Source organism: Flavobacterium gawalongense, from assembly GCF_007097265.1.
GTDB classification, from domain to species: domain Bacteria; phylum Bacteroidota; class Bacteroidia; order Flavobacteriales; family Flavobacteriaceae; genus Flavobacterium; species Flavobacterium gawalongense.
Genome location: NZ_VJZP01000025.1, coordinates 1 through 18532, shown reverse-complemented (window position 1 = coordinate 18532; position 18532 = coordinate 1). Strand labels below are relative to the sequence as shown.

The following is an 18532-nucleotide window of genomic DNA, read 5'->3' as shown; positions in this document are numbered from 1 at the left end:
AGCATTGTAACTTTTAAACTATTTTTGCTTAAAATTATAAAAATGAGAACGCTATTCGCTTTGTTTTTTTTAGTGCAGTTTAATTTTGGCTTTGGCCAAGAAAAATTTAATGTTTCGGCTGTTGCCAAATTTCAAAAGGATTTAAACACAGAATATGCTGATGCTAAAACAAGTCCTTTATTAGCAGAAGATTTGGCGGAATTCAAAACATTGGATTTTTATCCCATTAATGAGAAGTTTTTTGTGACAGCCAAATTTGTCAGAACAAAAAAAGAAAAACCATTTGAGATGAAAACGTCTACGGACAGAAAACCGTTGTATGTAAAATACGGAGAAGTTATCTTTACGATTGATGGAAAAGAGCTGAAATTGAATGTGTATAAGAATATTGAACTTTCGAAAAAAGTATCCTATAAGGACTATTTGTTTTTACCATTTTCTGATTTGACTTCGGGGAATGAAAGTTATATAGGCGGAAAATATATTGATTTGAGAATACCAAAAGGCGACACAATTGTTATCGATTTCAATACTTCTTATAATCCGTATTGTGCTTATAATTATAAATATTCCTGTCCAAAAGTGCCTTTGGAAAACGATTTGAATATCGAAATAAAAGCAGGAGTTAAAAAATTTCACGACTAATGCAGTTCTTTAATTTACATACACATAAATTTACAAATCAACCTGATTTGTTGGAGTTAGTCAATCAGTATCCATGGGAATTTGATGCAACGATTCCATTTTATTCCATAGGAATTCATCCTTGGTTTATTGTTGAAGACCGATTGGAATCTGATTTTGCGATAATCGAGCGCCAATTGCAAGAATCAGGTTGTCTTGCTGTGGGCGAATGTGGACTGGACAAACGAATAGTAATTCCGATGGAATTGCAACAGCTAGTATTCGAAAAGCAATTGTTTTTGGCACAGAAATATCAAAAACCAGTCGTGATTCATTGTGTAGCTGCTTTTCAGGAATTAATTGAAATTACAAAAAAATTAAATATTACGGTTCCAATACTAATTCATGGGTTTTCCAAAAGTGAACAGTTAGCGAAACAGTTATTGGATAATGGATTTTATATTTCGTTTGGAAAATATTTATTACAAAATCCAGAGCTGGAAACAGTTTTTAAAAGCATGCCGGATGATCGATTTTTCTTGGAAACGGATACTGCAGAAGAAAGTTTGGCAACCGTTTATGCTTTGGCAGCAAAATACAAAGGAATTTCGGTAGAAGAAATTCAGAAACAAGTGAATAGTAATTTTGCAAATGTTTTTAAAATTAAATTTTAAACATAAAAACAGATTTTGAATGTTGAAGTTATAGCGCTTTAAACATTAAACTTTAAACAAAAAAAAATGGCAGAGTGGACAGAAAGAGCCGAACTTTTATTTAAAAAAGAAGGTTTAAATAAATTGAAAAATGCAAATGTATTAGTCGTAGGACTTGGTGGTGTGGGGTCTTTTGCAGCCGAATTTTTGGCGAGAGCAGGAGTGGGGAAAATGACAATTGTAGATGGAGACGTGGTTGATATTACGAATATAAACCGACAATTACCTGCTTTGCATTCTTCTGTGGGGCAACCAAAAGTTACTGTTGTAGGTGACCGATTAATGGATATTAATCCAGAATTGAAATTGACACGCATACAGGAGTTTCTTTCGCCAGAGCGTGCTTTTGAGATAGTTTCGGAGGAATTTGATTATGTTTTGGATTGTATTGACAGCGTGACTCCAAAATTGAATTTGATTATCGCAGCCAAAAGAAAAAGAGTGAAAATTATAAGCAGCATGGGTGCTGGCGGTAAGATGGAAGCTTCTAAAGTAAAGGTGACGGATATTACCAATACGGTCAATTGTTTTTTTGCAAAAACAATCAGAAGAAGATTAAAAGAAGTGAAAATTGACAAATTGAAAGTGGTATTTTCTTCTGAAATTCAAGATGAAAGCAGTTTAAAAATGACCGATGGTTCCAATTTCAAAAAATCGTTTTACGGAACTAATAGCTATATGCCGGGATTATTTGGTTTATATGCTGCGGAAACCGTGATTCGATATTTACTTAAGAAATAGTGTTCAGTGTTCAGTTGTCATCTCGAGCCTAATGTCATTAAGGTTAAGGATTCGTCAGTTCGAGTTGAGTAATAATTTGCGATAGAAAATTTTTACGAAGTATCGAGAACCCTTACGTTTTGAAGACTTCTCGATACAATTTTAAACATTAAAGCTATCGCATTAATGTTCAAAATCACTACCATTGACGTTTTTATTTAATGTATTGAAAATAAATAATTTAACAAAATTAACATGCAAGAATAATACGTCATTTTATATTGCTTTTTTTGTAAAAAAATTAAGCCTCGAAGTGACGGTTGAAAGTGCTTACTTAATAACCTGAGTTCGATCTATAATTAGCCGATACTAATTACTGTATGATTACATCTAAAATAATAATCGAACTCAGTTGAAAGGTTTTTTTAAATCTCAGTCTCAGTCCCAGAAATTAATACTTATAAACTAAAGAATCTAATAATCTAAAAAAATGATACAAACAGTAATTTTCGACATGGATGGTGTAATTGTCGACACAGAACCAGTACACCGTTATGCCTATTTCAAACAATTTGATGAATTGAATATTGCTGTTACTGAGGAAATGTATACTTCATTTACAGGAAATTCTACTCGAAATATATTCCAGAAATTGAAAGGAATATTTGACCTTGAACAAGATGTGGAGGATTTAATTCTACGAAAAAGATCTATTTTCAATGATGCTTTTGATAGCAAAGAAGATTTGGAATTATTAGAAGGTGTTGAAAAATTAATCAAAGAATTACACGAAAACGGAATCCAATTGATTTTGGCTTCCTCAGCTTCAAAAGTTACTATTGAGCGTGTTTTTCGTCGCTTTAAGCTGCATGAATATTTCACTCATGTTGTGAGTGGCGAAGATTTTCCTAAATCAAAACCACATCCTGCCATTTTTGAGCATGCTGCTTCATTATCGGTTGCTCCAAAAGAAAACTGTATTGTAATTGAAGACAGTACTAACGGAATTAGAGCTTCAAAAGCTGCCGGGATTTTTTGCGTGGGTTATAATAGTATTCATTCAAAAGATCAAGATTTATCGGAAGCAGACGTAGTAATCAATCATTTCAATGAATTAGGTTTTAATGAAGTGCAGCATATGGATTCTAAATTAAGGAATAATTAACATTTAGGAATAACTGAATTTGTAAATTTGAAAAAGATAAAAACTTATAATATGAAAAAAATACTCATTGCATTAGCTATCATTATTGCAAATTTTGCCATGGAGGCACAAGTAAAGACTCCTCAATCAAGTCCGAAAGCTACAATTATTCAAGCGGTTGGTTTGACAGATGTAGAAATTAATTATTCCAGACCTAGTGCCAGAGGAAGAGCTGTTTTTGGTAATTTGGTTCCTTTTGGAAAAGTATGGAGAACAGGAGCTAATGAAAACACGACAATTTCATTTAGTGATGATGTCGTTATTGATGGTAAAACCTTGAAAAAAGGAAAATACGCTTTGTATACAATTCCGAAAATTGAAAGTTGGGAAATAATATTTTATTCTACCACTGATAACTGGGGTAATCCAGAAGAATGGAAAGAAGAAAATGTAGCACTTAGAGCTACTGTTAAGCCAGAAACTTTAACTAAAAGTGTAGAAACATTTACTATAGGAATAAGTGGTTTAGATAATAATTTTGCTTTTTTAGAAATATATTGGGAGAATTCTTATGCAGCTTTAAAATTTGAAGTACCTACACAGAAAAAAGCAACTGCCAACATTGAGAAAGCATTAGCTGGTCCAACTGCCGGAGATTATTTTTCTGCAGCACAATTTTTATATCAGTCGAATGGCGATAATGCAAAAGCATTGGTTTATGTAAACAAAGCTTTGGATATGAGTACAGAAAAACCATTTTGGTATAGCAGATTAAAATCATTAATACAAGCTAAGCTTGGGGATAAAAAAGGCGCTATTGAGACAGCAAAATTATCACTTACAGCAGCAGAGGCTGCCAAAAACCAAGACTATGTAAAAATGAATAAAGAAAGTATAGCAGAGTGGAGTAAGAATTAATTATTCGAACTGTTTCTCACAAAAAAATCCCGTCTCGATAATCGAGACGGGATTTTTTTTGATGTGCCTTTTCCTAAAATTAGTTAGCCTTTTGTTTTCTGAAAATCGTCCATTGCAACAGCAACGAAATTACAATGGTTAACAAAGCTCCAATGAAATTGAGCCATAAATAACCCAGTTTTTCTTCTCCGCTTGGGTAAATATAAATGGCAAAATAATAGATTATAAAAATGGTTAATTGGCTTATTATTGCGCTGCTAAAAATGGCTTTGCCATGAACTTGTTTGATATAAAAACCAACCAAGAAAATTCCCAAAACAGTTCCATAGAAAATTGATCCTATGATATTTACCAATTGGATTAAATTTTCGAATAGCGTGCCAATAGAAGCAAAAAGAATAGCTATTATTCCCCATATGAGTGTGAAAAATTTCGTGGCATTGAGATAATGTTTTTCTGATTTTTCTTCTTTCAGATTGCGTTTGTAAATATCAATTGCTGTTGTAGAAGCCAAAGCATTCAGTCCTGAAGCAGTAGACGACATAGCCGCAGAAATAATTACAGCAAGTAATAAACCAATGAGTCCTTTGGGTAAATAATTCAGGATAAAATGAAAAAAAACATAATCTTTATCGTTCGTTTCGCTGTTACTATCGGCTTTTAGGATAATTTCTTTAGCTCGATCTCTCAAATCTTTTTCTTTGTTGGATAATGCAATTAATTCTTTTCGAAGAATTGGATTATCATAATCCTGATTGAGCTGATCGATGTACAATAGATTAATCACTTTTTTATCTTCGGATAAAGCATCCAGTTTTTTTTCTAAAACATGATATTCTTCTTTGAATTGTGATTTCTCAATGGCTATTTTATTGTTGGGATTAAAATTTAAAGGAACTGGATTGAATTGGAAAAAAACAAAAACCATAACTCCCGTTAGCAAAATGAAAAATTGCATTGGCACTTTTAAAAGACCATTCATTATCAATCCCATTTGGCTTTCCCGAACAGATTTCCCAGATAAATAGCGTCCTACTTGCGATTGATCCGTACCAAAATAAGCCAGCGCCAGGAAAAAACCTCCCGTGATTCCACTCCAAAAAGTGTATTTTTCCTCTGGATCAGTTGAAAAATTAACAATATTCATTTTATCATTTGCCCCGGCAATATGCAAAGCATTAGTAAAAGTCATATCATTTGGTAAATAATGTAATAGGAGAAAAAACGTGATTAACATTCCTGACATGATTACAAACATTTGTTGTTTTTGAGTCACGTTTACTGCTTTTGTTCCACCGGAAAACGTATAAATAATTACCAAAACACCTATTATAATATTCATAATGTTGAGGTTCCAACCCAATATTGCTGACAAAATAATAGCCGGAGCATAAATGGTAAGACCTGTTCCTAAACCTCTTTGAAACAGGAAAAGTATGGCAGCAAGTGAACGTGTCTGTAAATCAAACCTTTTTTCGAGGTATTCATAAGCAGTGTATACTTTGTATCTGTGGTATAAAGGGATAAAAGTTACACAAATTACCACCATGGCAATGGGTAATCCAAAGTAGAACTGTACAAACCCCATTCCGTCATGATACGCTTGTCCGGGAGTAGAAAGAAAAGTAATGGCACTGGCTTGTGTGGCCATTACCGAAAGTCCAACCACATACCAAGGCGTTTCGTTACCACCAAGAATAAAATCTTCTACATTTTTACTTCCTCTGGTTTTCCAGGCTCCATAAATTACAATAAATAGTAAAGTGACTATAAGTATGACCCAATCGAATAGTTGCATAATTTAAGAGTATAATTCCATTATTAGATAAAAAATCAAAATATAAATGGCATTGGCTACAAGGACCCAAGTGTAGTTTTTCTTCCAGGTTTTTATTTTTTTTGTTTCCATTTTTGATTTTTTTAAGGCTTAATTTTTTGGGCGGGAATCTTTACAGCTGATTTTAGCGAAATCATATTTGATAATAATCTAAAAGCTCCAGGAACACCTTCAGGTAATTCTCTAAAAAAACTTAAACCGGTATAAATATAATACCCTTTTCCGTAAGGAGCGACTAATAAAGCCCCGTCCTTTGGTGTTTCCCCTTTATCATTTGATGATAAAATAGGAGTGAAGGCTTTATCAAACTCTTTAGGATAATACAATCCTTGTTCCTGTTTCCAACCTTCAAAATCTTTTGAAGTGATTTTATTTGGTAAATTCATAACGGGATGATTAGGCGCTAAAAATCGAACTTCAGCATTTTCTTCAGTAACTCTGTCACGTGAAATTTTGAGTGGAAACGGAGCAATATTTGCCGGAACAATGTCATCGGGTGTATTGTATTGTACCAACATTGTTTTTCCTTCTTTTATAAATTCCAAAAGAATACTTTGTTTGTTGGCCAATGCTTGTACGGTATTATAAGCTCGTACTCCAGTGATAACCACATCAAGATTGGCTAGTTTTTCGGGAGTTATTTCTTCTGCTTTTAGGAGAGTAACTTTATAACCCATTTGTGTCAAGCTTTCAGGGACCTCATCTCCAGCTCCCATAATGTAGCCAATTTTTTCCCCGTTGGTTTTTAAATCCAGCTTGATAAATTTGGCTTCGGCCGGCTTCAATACCTGTTGTTTTGTAATATGATTGTAATCGATGATGATTTGGTCTTTATCATATCGAATATTGTCAATGGCGGCAATGCTTTTGGCTACAGCTTCATCGGGTTGATTTGGTGGAGTTACCTCAAAATAAACGATTTGTTCTGTTCCCTTTTTTTCTAAATTAAATGGAATCAATTTTGGGGAAACCATCCAATTATTAGGTAATTCCAGTTTCAATTCCCCTTTCACGGCATCTTTTCCAGCTTTAATTTTTACCGCTACTGTTTTATTTTTGTTATCCTTAAAAAGGGCTACTTTGTCCAGAATACTAGTCGTTATCTCTGGAACAATATCTAAATAATTATACATTTCTCCTTTTACGCCATCATTGTATTTATAGACAACGGTTCGTTCAAAAGGAATGTCAATTCCATTGATTTGGATGTTAAAAACTACTTTTACATCCCTACTACTATCAGGAATTCCAATATTTTTTTGATCATCTACCGTGTATATTCCTTCATTGCCTTTTTCTTTTAACCAATACGGTTGTGTATATTCTATGGTTTTAGGCAATTGTAAATCAAGGTTTATGTTTTTTAAAATATTAGTATTTAAAGCTGTATTTTGAGGAGTGCTTTTTTGTTCCGGCAAAGTGGTGACGCTCATTAATTGCATCGGAATAGCACTTCTATTTATGGCCTCAAGTTTTAGTTTTACAATACTGCCGGGAGTTGCTTCCTGATTTTGGGCAACTGCTTCCAGATACAATCCGGAACAAGCAGCAATAATTTCTTTTATCGCAGACGATTTTAATGTGGTCCAATGTTTCTCTTCCAATGCTTGCATCATGGTATAGGCTTTCGCCAAATTGCGAATGCTAGCCGAAGGATTGGTATGATCAAATTGCGAAGCAATTGTTGCCAATAATTCTCCAATAGGTTTGCCTCCTTTTACTCGGTTCCAACTCGTGTCGACTCCTTCAAAAATTGAAGATTTATTTTTTAATGGTTCGCCATTTATAAATTCTAAATATTCGGTTTCCTCACCACGACTTCCGGTACTTCCAAAACCCTGCGACTGATGACGACTGCGGCTTAAAGCGGCAATTTCCTGATTTGATTTTCCAATTGATGGAAAATAAGCGCCTATTTGCATCTCCATCAAATTTGATTTGTCAGCGGCATCAAATTTTTCTTTGCTGCCATAAAACCACCATGAAGTATTAAAAAACTGGCGTTTGGGTTGCCAAGGCTGAACTGATTTTAATTGTTCCGAAAAAATGGTTGGATTATTGGTTAAATCAAAACTTTCTACACTCAGCATTGCCGATGCCGTATGATGACCGTGTGTGGTTCCTAGTGAACGATGGTCAAAACGATTGATAATTACATCAGGCTGAAATTTTCTAATCGCCCAAACAATATCGGAGAGTACTTTTTGTTTGTCCCAAATTTCTAATGTTTCAGTTGGATTTTTAGAAAAACCAAAGTCATTGGCACGGGAAAAAAATTGTTCACCACCATCAATTTTTCTGGCTTCTATAAGTTCTTGAGTACGAATTACACCTAATAATTCACGCAATTGCGGACCTATTAAATTTTGTCCGCCGTCACCGCGCGTCAAAGATAAGTAGCCGGTTCTTGCTTTAGTCTCATTTGATAAATAAGAAATTAAGCGGGTGTTTTCATCATCCGGGTGTGCGGCTATATAAAGAACTGAACCTAGAAAATTAAGCTTTTGGATTTGATTATAAATTTCAACCGAATTTAGTTTTTGAGGTTGTTGAGCAATTGTTATTTGAAAACAAAAAAGAAATACGGTAATAGCTTGTAGGTGTTTTTTTTGCATTTTTTAAAATTTAATTTGCAATAGCTTCAAATGTAGGAATTAAATAATTTTTTCTGAAATGTTTTTGGTTTTCTTTAAAATAAAAATTTCATTTAAAAAAAAAGAGAGAACCAAAATTGGGAGGCCACTGAAAAAGTATCTCTTTTTAGTAATTAGACATTTTAAGGCAATTAAGGAAAATTCGAGTTTTGCTTAAGTATTTCATTTTCAGGATAAAAAAAAGAGTAGAAAATTTTATTTTTCTACTCTTTTAATGAAATCTAATTCTTTAAGGACTTTTTCAGTAGCCTCCCAATTTTGGCTCTCTCTTTTGTAATGATTATTTTATAGTAATTAGTCTCTGTCGTTTCCATGACCATTTCCATGATCACGCCCTTTATTTCCATGATCACGCCCTTTATTTTCTCTATGATTATCATATTGTCTACGGTTATCATATTGTCTATGATTATCATATTGTCTACAGTTATTATTATAACCTATCGTTCTTTGTTCTCTACCATGATATCCTCTGTAATATTTTACTTTATGATGATTAAAGTTATTATAAGGTCTTGAACCATGATAATCGTTTAATACTACTTTGTATCCGCTGTACAAGTCATAATTTCTATATTGTCTAGGCAAATATCTAGATCGTACCCATCTTCCTCCACCAAAATAAATAAATTGTGTTGCTCTTACATCATAATAAGCTTCAACATCTGGCAAATAATAATATTCTGCTTCTGCATATCCTACAGGACCCCAAGATGGAGCTGAACCTATATTTAAACTTACTGAAACTTGTGCGTGTATTGCACTAGATGCAAAAAGGATAATTCCTACGGCGATTAATTTTAATGTTTTCATTTTTCAAATATTTAATTGATTTAATAATTTTATATTTACTCTTTAGGGCAATACTTTTTTTATAAAGCCAACAACTATGCCAATATAAATTAATTAACAATTAATTAAGATTTTTGCTTTCCAAAAAAAAGAGGCTGCCAACGACGAGGGCACTGAAAAAGTATCTCTTTTTAGTAATTAGACATTTTAAGGCGATTAAGGAAAATTCGAGTTTTGCTTAAGTGCTTCATTTTCAGGATAAAAAAAAAGAGTAGAAAATCTTATTTTTCTACTCTTTTAATGAAATCTAATTCTTTAAGGACTTTTTCAGTGCCCTCCCAGCGAGCTTCTCTTTTTTTTATTTTAAAATTTTATTACACTAAAAGAATCAACAAAAGGATAACAATGATAATAGCACCAACAGATAAATAAATACCGTGTCCGGTAGATTTTAACTCAGCGTTAATAGCGCGTACTTCTTTACGAAGTGCTTTTTTCTCTGAGGATTTCATAGATGATTTGTCCATTGCTTTTATTTCATCTAAACGAGAAAGCAATTTTTTAACATTTTCAGGAACTTCTTTAGTATTACTTGTTACTGTAATTGGATTTTTTTCAGCAGCAATGATTGTGGTTGGAATAACAGTTAATGATAATACCATCATCATTAAATAAAAGGTGATTTTTTTCATCTTGTTGTGGTTTTTTAGTTTAACATTATTGTTACCGTAAATATAAGAATAATAAGAATAAATTTTTGTGATTTTTTTATAATTTTTTTTATAGATACCTAGTAAACAGAATGTTATTGTATATGGAGAAATAGTTGAAATTCTAATATTTGTATTTCAAGGAATTGAATAATAATCTGAGGAAAGTTAGAATAAACGAAACCACTTACAAATCATTTTATCAGAGTTTTGTATTAAAAAAGAGAGAGTCCCAATTTTGGGACTCTCTCTTTTTTAATTAGAGGAATAAGTATTAATGCTTTCCATTTCCATGGCCATTATTTCCTTTTCCATTATTTCCTTTTCCATTACCACTATTACCATTATTTTTATATGCTTTATGGTTATTACTACGATTTGAACCTATAGATTTTTGTGGTTTTCCATGGTAACCTTTGTAATATTTTACTTTATGATTTTTAAAGTTACTATAAGGTCTTGAACCATGATAATCGGTTAGTACTACTTTATATCCATTATATAAATTATAATTTCTATACTGTGTAGGTAAATACCTAGATCGTATCCATCTTCCTCCGCCAAAATAAATAAATTGTGTAGCCCTAATATCATAGTAGGCTTCAATATCTGGTAAATAATAATAGTCTACGTTAGAGTATCCTACAGGCCCCCATGATGGTGGTGTACCTATGTTTACATTTACAGAAACTTGAGCTTGTATTGCACTTGATACTAAAAGAATTATACCAACGGCGATTAATTTTAATGTTTTCATTTTTCAAATATTTAATTAATAATTATTTAATATTAACTCTTTATGTCAATATTTTTATATATAGCCAATAATTGTGCCAATTTGAATAATTAACATTTAATTGGGCTCATAGTTTTCATGAAAAAAGAGAAGTATTCCAGCCTCTCTTTAAATTTTATTTTCGAAACTGATTACAATAAAAGGATCAATAGAAGGATAACAATGATAATTGCACCAACAGATAAATAAACACCATTTCCAGTTGATGCTAGCTCAGATTTAATAGCACGAACTTCTTTACGAAGCGCTTTTTTCTCAGAAGATTTCATTGAAGATTTGTCCATCGCTTTTATTTCATCTAAACGAGAAAGTAAAACTTTAACTTCTGCAGGTACTTCTTTAGGATTGTTTGATACTGTAGTTGGATTTTTTTCAGCAGCACTAATTGTGGTTGGAATTACACTTAATGACAATACCATTATCATTAAATAAGCGGTAACTTTTTTCATCTTGTTTTTTAGTATTAGTTAATAATATTTTTATTAGAGTAAAGATAAAGCATTATTGTATTTAGTAACTTATACAATTATAGCTCAGAATTATATAATTCACACCTTATATAAAACAGATTGAATTTATTATAATCCGTTTTAAACTAGATGTTTAAATTTATTTTTTTTATTTAAAAATAACCGTCCGTGGCTTCGCCAATTCAAAATCCTGAAAGCCAAAATCCGTGGTTTCAAAAGAATTGGTTTTGAAAACATTTTCGCCATCACGGGGAATTGAAGGGTAATAGGAAAGAGATATTTGAAAAGAACTAAATACCAAATAATCATTATTTATAATAAATCCGATACCAATTTTAGAATATGCTTTATTTTCACCCAATCTTTTTTCGGTATTTCCCAGCATAGCGATTGAATAGTTAAAATAGGGATTCAATCTAAATCCCCAAAGATTCCATGGTGCATAGGCCTGAGTTTGTAGTGTCAACACCGCTTTTTGGGTACCATGTTCTGCACTATTAAAACCAGAGATTCCATAATTTTCATTAATTGTAAGCCGATCTCCAATAGAATTTAAACGGTTTATACCCAAAAGGAATTGTGGCTTAATAAATTGTCTTAATTTCCATTTTCCAATATCAATTAAATTAGTAAAATAATTTGCCTGAAAAGAAAAAGCGGTCTGGTTTGTAATCGATTTATCAAAAAAGGAACCTAATTCAAAATTGGCGCTTAAAAATCCCCATTTATAAAAATTTCCAAATGCAGCTCTACCACCCAAATAATAACGATCACTGTTATTTTTATGTTGATAACCTCCCGTAATTCCATAAATTTTCCCAATGGGTACATCCTCTATAATTCCATTTTTAAAAATATATTTGTCTTCAATAAATTTTCTTGAAGTAACACCAATCCCGAAAAGTAAAAATTTTTCATCAGAATAGAAATCAATTGGATCATATACGGCAGTAGGACTTTCAATGTATTTTATATTTAAAAACCTACCGGATAAAATTAGATTTGTAGTTCTGTCTCCCTCAGTATTTCCTTTAAATAATCGAAAAGCTTGGCCTACCCATAAATCTTGTGAATTGTATTTAAAATTTTGTTTGGCATATATCAAATTGGTATCCTGAAGCGTATCTTTTCTAAATTGTTGATCGACGTAAATTCCGCCCGCCCATTTAGCAAAAGGGGAATAAAAAGGACGGTCAATAGTTACACTTTTCCCATAATAACCGTCTAAATCAATATGATAACTTAATATTGTTTTTATGAATGTATTTTTGATGTTGGGAATACCGTAGGCGAATTTATAGGCGCTTTTCCCATCGTTGAATCTGGTTTTATATTCAGTATCAAATTCATGACCGGAACCCATAAAGTTACGCTCTTTCAATTCAATAGATGTTCTAGAGTTTGAAATAGAACCTTTTGGAATAATACTCCACGAATCAAGCACACGAATGAAAACATCTACTGAATCCGGATTGTTTTCAATTAACTGCGGTAATACATTAACCCTGCTTATATAACGCTGCGTTCTTATTAAACGTTCAGATTCTTTTACCAATAAAGAATCCAGCGGTTCATTTTTTCTTATGAGTAATAAATTCTGAATGGCCAGTCTATTGGTTTTAATGTGTATTCTATTCCCACTTCTTTCCGCCCAATTTCTTGGTTCTTTTGTAGAATCAATTTCTGAATATCCAAAAGGGTCGAGCGTAATAATATTGATGTTTCTGATAGTTCTACCTTCAAAAGCGAGGTATTTTTTTTGAACCACTTTTTTCTTTTTAACTTTTAAATTCACAGGTCTAAAAATTAACTGATGTAATACGGTAGTAAATTTCCTCTTTTTTGAATAGGTTTGAATATCTCTGTATACTTCGGAAGAATCTTTTTTTGGTTTGTCTACCTGCGAAAAAGAAATCTGACAGTAACTGAGCAGTAATAAGATTAAAATCAGTTTTTGGTTTTGGAGCATCTTAAAAAAATTAATTTTAAATAGATTTTGAAATTTTAAGCGCTTAATTTTCAGTCCGATTTACATCAGATTCTGTAGTTGTTTCCGTAAATGTGGGAACTATAATATCCGTTTTAATTATGGTTTTTTTTGACGATATATCTGAATCAAACAGTGGTAATTTAATATTATGCCAAGTATACGTTTTTGGTAAATGATCCCCCATCAAGTAACCCCAAGGTTCTAATGATTCTATTCTGTCAAAAATCACTTTTAGTATGGCAAGAATTGGAAGCGCCAAAAACATACCGGAAACTCCCGCAATTGCTCCCCCTATAATGATTCCAACAATAGATACAAATGCATTTATTTCTACTTTGGAGCTCACAATCATAGGAACTAGAATGTTATTATCAATTAACTGAACTACGACAGTAATCACAATTACACCAAGAATTATTGATAAATCAGGAGAACCCGTAAGCGAAGCAACGATGCTTAAAACTCCGGCAAATAGTATTCCGATGTAAGGAATCAGATTTAAAATTCCTGTAATAATTCCCAACAAAATAGCATATTTTACACCGATAAGCATAAATCCAAGCGTTGTCATTGTTGAAACTAAAATCATTTCAATAATTAAACCCACGATATAACTGTTGATGGCTACTCTAATATGGGTTAATATATTTTTTAACTGTTCATGGTTCTCTTTTTTGAATAATTTGGATAAAAACAGCAAAAAATGAGTTCTGTATAAAAGAATTAAAAAAGTATAAATAGGTATTAAAATCAAATTCATCAAGGTGTCAGTAAACGACATTAAAGTAGTGCCGATCATCTCTTTTCCTTTTTCCATTGAATCTTCAGTGGCAGTATCGATATATTGTTTTTGTTCTCTTGAACTTAAATGAAAATTGTCTCTGATAAATCCTTGAATATTGCGGAGATGAATGTTGATGTTTTTTTCAATTTTATCAAAATCATCTGTAAAATCACTAATCTGAAAGGATAGAAATACAAAAAGTCCAATAAAAATTAATACAAATAAAAGTACCGTTATCATTACCGCCAAAACATGTGGAAAATAAAGTTTTGATTTAAAAAACTGAACGATAGGATACAATAATATCGCAAATAAAAACGACATCATTACAGGAATCAATATGTCTTGACCAATATAAAAAATAAAGATAATAGCCATTAAACTCAATAGAACTAGAGTTAATTTAGCATAAAATGGAAATTTTAAGATGTCATTCATATCTTTTTTGTTTTTAAAATCAATTGGAATTATTTCTAAGTTTAACAAGCAAATATGATGTAATAAAAATTCTAAAGTATTATATATTTTTTATCAATAGTTGTATAATTATCACTTTTAGTTTAGTGACTTGTAAATGGAATAAATTGAAAATTAAGTCTTTATAAAGTTAAGATTAATCCACGAATTCTTTGTCATCAAAATGATTTTTCATAATTGAAATTCCTTTTTGTAAAAGTAAGTTATTAGGATAAATAATCTTTTCCCCATCATTGGTTTTTAAGTACACATGAAAAGCACCAATATCTTCAATTTCGGCTTCAATAGGAAAATCTTTGTCATGAATCTTTATTACATCACCAATTTTAAACGGAAAAGAAAAAAACAAAATAATACCGGATGTGATGTTACTCAAAATGGACCATTGGGCAAACATGGCAACACCTACAACAGTTGTAATAGAGGAAAGCGCAATAAAAATATCTTTAGTCTGAACTCCCCAAATTATTATTAAGGCAGTTACTACCAGAATATTAATAAACAAATGAATGTATTTGATCACTAAATTGGTCCGGTGTTCAATACTATGACTCGATTTAGCATACCGTCTTACCAATTTTGTAGAAATAATTCGTAATAAAATCAACAAAATGAACAGAATTCCGGTTGCAATTAATTCTTTTGTATATTCGTTAAAGAAAGCCATATCCATAATTTAATTAAGCTAATTTACTTAAATATTCGTAAACTTTATCCGTAGGCATTCCCATCACATTTGCATACGAACCTTCAATTTTTGAAACACCTATAAAACCTATCCATTCTTGGATTCCATAGGCGCCCGCTTTATCATAAGGTTTGTAATTTTCTAAATAATAACGAATGGATTCGTCGCTTAATTCATTGAAAGTAACTTTAGTTATTTCGTGAAGTAGTGCTGTTTTTTCATTGGTTTTAAAACAAACGGAAGTTATCACTTCATGTGTGGTGTTTGACAATGATTTCAAGATTTCAAAGGCATCTTGTTCGTCTTTTGGCTTACCTAAAGCCTTATTATTATGCCAAACAATAGTGTCGCTTGTGATAAGGATTTCATTGGTTTGCAATTCCCCTTCAAAAGCATTGGCTTTCAATTCAGCCAGATAATTAGTGATTTCTGCAGCTTCTAATTCCGGAGGATAAACTTCTTCAATTTCTTTTAGCCTAATTTCAAAGTCCAAATCTAAATCTTTGAAGAACTGCTGACGTCTTGGAGAACCCGAAGCTAGAATCAGTTTGTATTTTTTTAATTTATTTCTAAGCATTATGTTTTATATGTAGATTTTTATTTTTTTTAAGGGGCATATACAATTCGCTTTAAACCTCTTCTTTTGTTTATAACAGATTTCCGTTGTGCTCATTTCATATTTATAGTAATAACAACAATAGATATAATCCCGAAAAGAAGAATCCATTTAAGAAGTAAGCTCAATTTGTGAAAGTCATTTTTAGTTTTTGCAGTCCAAATTTTCAAAGTAAAAAAAAGAAGCGGTCCCAATACAAACAGCAATAAATATATTGTTGCAAACTGCAGTTGGAAAAGATAATTGTTTATGTAAAAAAGAATCGCCAAAACTGGAATAAAACTTAATCCAAAAACTATTTTTGAGGTTCTGTTAATTCCTATGGCAATAGGTAATGTATTCATTCCTTGATTGTAATCGCCATTTACATCCTCTAAGTCTTTTACTATTTCCCTAATAAAATTAAGGATGAAAGTAAACAGCGCATAATCTAAAAGGATTGAAAAAACAACAGCCATTTGTTGTTGATTGCCTTCAAATGTTACAGGATATAAATCAAAAACTCCAATGATAATCACACTAAAAGAAAGCAATAAAGCAACAATGCTATTCCCAATAAGCATCATTTGCTTTAGGCTTGTAGCATAAAAATAAAGTGTTGCGGCAATCAAGATAAAAATGGATGCAAAGCCAGGTTTCAGTATAACATTCGATAAATAAAAACCAATCGCCACGCCAGAAACAGTAAGTCCAATATATAGATTATAAGCCTTAGCTTCTGAAATGGTTTTGCCTACAATTACGTTGTTGGGTTTATTGATGTTATCCGTATTTTGGTCAAAAATATTATTAATAACATAACCTCCCGCTGCAAGTAATACTGTCGATAATACCAATAATCCATATTGCCAGTCATTTAATGCCAATGGAATATTCTGAAATTTAAAAAATCCGTACCTGAAAATAAGTTGCATAAAAGCAAGTATGAGCAGGTTGTGGTATCGAATGAGTTTTAGGAACTTCATATTTAGTGTTCAGTATTCAGTTTTTTAGTGTTCAGATAGGAGGAGCTAGTATTCAGTGGTCAGTTTTTATTGTTCATATAAAATTCAGTGTTCAGAAAAAATTGAAATAAATTACTTTTTATTAATCATTGCAACTGATTACTAAAAAACTGACCACTGATTACTAATCAATCGTGTTTCCCGTCAAAATATGCCATCCATTTTCCTTGTGCTTTCATTACCTGTTCAATTACATCACGCGCAGCACCTTTCCCTCCGTTTTTATGTGAAATATATCTTGAAATGGCTTTAATTTCGGGGCTGGCATCTTGCGGACAAGCAGGTAATCCCACTAATTTCATGACGTGATAATCCGGAATATCATCGCCCATGTACAAAACATGCTCAGGATTTATTTGGTACACATCAGTATATTCATCAAAGGTTTCCACTTTGTTCGGTGTGCCTAAATGGATGTCAGTAATTCCCAGATTTCTTAATCTAACTCGAACGCCTTCGTTGCTTCCACCTGAAATGATGCAAACATTATAACCGCTTTCTACTGCAGCTTTCATGGCATAACCATCACGAATATTCATAGTTCGCAGAATTTCTCCTTCATTGGTTACAAAAACGGAGCTATCGGTAAGTACGCCATCAACATCAAAAATAAAAGTGGTGATGTCGTTCATTATTTCTTTATAACTTTTTGCCATTATGCTGTATAGATTGTGTTAGTGTTTTATAAATTTTTAAATGATCTTCATTGGATAAAAAGGCTTCATGCGCTTGAATAGTCTTGATATCATTGCGTTTTGCTGGTCCTGTTTGTGCTGCTGAAGGCGAAAGTACCATAATTTTTTGAGTGGTTTCTGAAATCAAAGGTTTTAGAATTTCAAAAGGAACCTGATGTTCCTGGCAAATTTCGTTTCCTATTTGGTACAAATGATTTACGAAATTATTGACAAAAACCGCTGCAACATGTAATGCTTTCCGTTGTTCTGAATTGATGGCAAAAATCTTATCAGAAATTGCTTTAGCCACTTTTTCCAATAATTGAAAATCGGTGGCATTTTCGCTTTCTAAACAAATTGGAATGATTTTAAAATCAACAGCTTTGTTTTTGGTAAAGGTTTGCAAAGGATAGAAAACTCCTTTTCGATTATTGTCATCCAAGGCATTCAAAGGAACGCTTCCGGAAGTATGAACCACCAAACGATTTTTGAACGGAAGTTTCGAGGAAATGGCAGCAATTGCATCATCTGAAACTGCAATAATATACAAATCAGCTTCTGTCAAAGTATCAAAATCATTTGTAATATGATCTAAATCGAGTAGGTGAGAGACACTTCCTATTTGTCTTGAAAAAACTTGAACCAATTCGATTTCTGTTCCCAGATTTTGGGAATTTTGAAATGCCGCAATCAAATGTTGTGCTACATTTCCAGAACCAATAATAATTACTTTAATCATTTGGCAAAATTAGCAAAAAAATATTAAGAGTTTTTATTCAATTTTTGAATCGATTATAAAACCTAATTAGCATAGAAATATACTTTTTACAGAAAAATAAGAAGACTTAACCCAACTTGCAGGATTGAACGGCAATAAAGGTTAATTATTTGTTAAACAAGTCATTTTTTCAATAATCTTTG

Annotated in this window: 18 protein-coding genes; 5 read left to right on the top strand and 13 right to left on the bottom strand. The window is 32.0% G+C overall.

Annotated elements, in window-relative coordinates; all coding sequences use genetic code 11:
- Nucleotides 1–42 precede the first annotated feature (42 nt).
- From FNW38_RS12765 to FNW38_RS12745, 5 genes are all read left to right on the top strand, one after another.
- Nucleotides 43–645, top strand: a complete 603-nt coding sequence (locus tag FNW38_RS12765) for a DUF1684 domain-containing protein (protein WP_143388212.1) — start codon at nucleotides 43–45, stop codon at nucleotides 643–645.
- Complete coding sequence (locus tag FNW38_RS12760; RefSeq protein WP_144064878.1) at nucleotides 645–1298, top strand: TatD family hydrolase; 654 nt, start codon at nucleotides 645–647, stop codon at nucleotides 1296–1298. The genes FNW38_RS12765 and FNW38_RS12760 overlap by 1 nt, the downstream gene beginning before the upstream one ends.
- Nucleotides 1299–1364: 66 nt before the next feature.
- Nucleotides 1365–2078, top strand: coding sequence for a tRNA threonylcarbamoyladenosine dehydratase (locus FNW38_RS12755; RefSeq protein WP_144064877.1), 714 nt, complete (start codon nucleotides 1365–1367; stop codon nucleotides 2076–2078).
- A gap of 469 nt (nucleotides 2079–2547) precedes the next feature.
- Nucleotides 2548–3222 (top strand): HAD family hydrolase, encoded by a 675-nt coding sequence (locus FNW38_RS12750; protein WP_143388209.1) that lies wholly within the window; start codon nucleotides 2548–2550, stop codon nucleotides 3220–3222.
- Between the two features lie 51 nt (nucleotides 3223–3273).
- The gene (locus FNW38_RS12745; protein WP_144064876.1) at nucleotides 3274–4119 is read left to right on the top strand and encodes a DUF2911 domain-containing protein; all 846 of its coding nucleotides are present in this window, start codon (nucleotides 3274–3276) and stop codon (nucleotides 4117–4119) included.
- 79 nt (nucleotides 4120–4198) lie between these two features.
- On the opposite strand, the gene FNW38_RS12740 is transcribed toward FNW38_RS12745, so the two are convergent.
- The 13 genes from FNW38_RS12740 to FNW38_RS12680 form a co-directional block, all read right to left on the bottom strand.
- Entirely contained in the window at nucleotides 4199–5917 is a 1719-nt protein-coding gene (locus FNW38_RS12740; protein WP_144064875.1) for a sodium:solute symporter, read from the bottom strand.
- Between the two features lie 122 nt (nucleotides 5918–6039).
- Entirely contained in the window at nucleotides 6040–8571 is a 2532-nt protein-coding gene (locus FNW38_RS12735; protein WP_144064874.1) for a PIG-L family deacetylase, read from the bottom strand.
- A gap of 333 nt (nucleotides 8572–8904) precedes the next feature.
- A complete protein-coding gene (locus FNW38_RS12730) occupies nucleotides 8905–9423 on the bottom strand; it encodes a hypothetical protein (RefSeq protein ID WP_143388205.1) in 519 nt (172 codons plus the stop codon).
- Nucleotides 9424–9776: 353 nt separating this feature from the next.
- The gene (locus FNW38_RS12725) at nucleotides 9777–10094 is read right to left on the bottom strand and encodes a hypothetical protein (protein ID WP_143388204.1); all 318 of its coding nucleotides are present in this window, start codon (nucleotides 10092–10094) and stop codon (nucleotides 9777–9779) included.
- A gap of 292 nt (nucleotides 10095–10386) precedes the next feature.
- Nucleotides 10387–10869, bottom strand: coding sequence for a hypothetical protein (locus FNW38_RS12720; RefSeq protein ID WP_143388203.1), 483 nt, complete (start codon nucleotides 10867–10869; stop codon nucleotides 10387–10389).
- A gap of 170 nt (nucleotides 10870–11039) precedes the next feature.
- A complete protein-coding gene (locus FNW38_RS12715; RefSeq protein ID WP_143388202.1) occupies nucleotides 11040–11357 on the bottom strand; it encodes a hypothetical protein in 318 nt (105 codons plus the stop codon).
- 169 nt (nucleotides 11358–11526) lie between these two features.
- A complete protein-coding gene (locus tag FNW38_RS12710; protein WP_143388201.1) occupies nucleotides 11527–13347 on the bottom strand; it encodes a hypothetical protein in 1821 nt (606 codons plus the stop codon).
- A 43-nt stretch (nucleotides 13348–13390) separates the two neighbouring features.
- Nucleotides 13391–14590 carry an AI-2E family transporter gene (locus FNW38_RS12705; RefSeq protein ID WP_143388200.1) on the bottom strand — a complete coding sequence of 400 codons (1200 nt, stop codon included), beginning with the start codon at nucleotides 14588–14590 and terminating at the stop codon, nucleotides 13391–13393.
- Between the two features lie 175 nt (nucleotides 14591–14765).
- Complete coding sequence (locus FNW38_RS12700) at nucleotides 14766–15296, bottom strand: mechanosensitive ion channel domain-containing protein (protein ID WP_143388199.1); 531 nt, start codon at nucleotides 15294–15296, stop codon at nucleotides 14766–14768.
- 13 nt (nucleotides 15297–15309) lie between these two features.
- Nucleotides 15310–15894, bottom strand: coding sequence for a Maf-like protein (locus FNW38_RS12695; protein ID WP_143388198.1), 585 nt, complete (start codon nucleotides 15892–15894; stop codon nucleotides 15310–15312).
- 92 nt (nucleotides 15895–15986) lie between these two features.
- Nucleotides 15987–16898: a geranylgeranylglycerol-phosphate geranylgeranyltransferase gene (locus FNW38_RS12690; RefSeq protein ID WP_143388197.1), complete on the bottom strand. Its 912-nt coding sequence runs from the start codon at nucleotides 16896–16898 to the stop codon at nucleotides 15987–15989.
- 167 nt (nucleotides 16899–17065) lie between these two features.
- A complete protein-coding gene (locus FNW38_RS12685; RefSeq protein WP_143388196.1) occupies nucleotides 17066–17593 on the bottom strand; it encodes a KdsC family phosphatase in 528 nt (175 codons plus the stop codon).
- Entirely contained in the window at nucleotides 17577–18350 is a 774-nt protein-coding gene (locus FNW38_RS12680) for a Rossmann-like and DUF2520 domain-containing protein (RefSeq protein ID WP_143388195.1), read from the bottom strand. Before FNW38_RS12680 ends, FNW38_RS12685 begins: the two co-directional genes overlap by 17 nt.
- Nucleotides 18351–18532 lie beyond the last annotated feature (182 nt).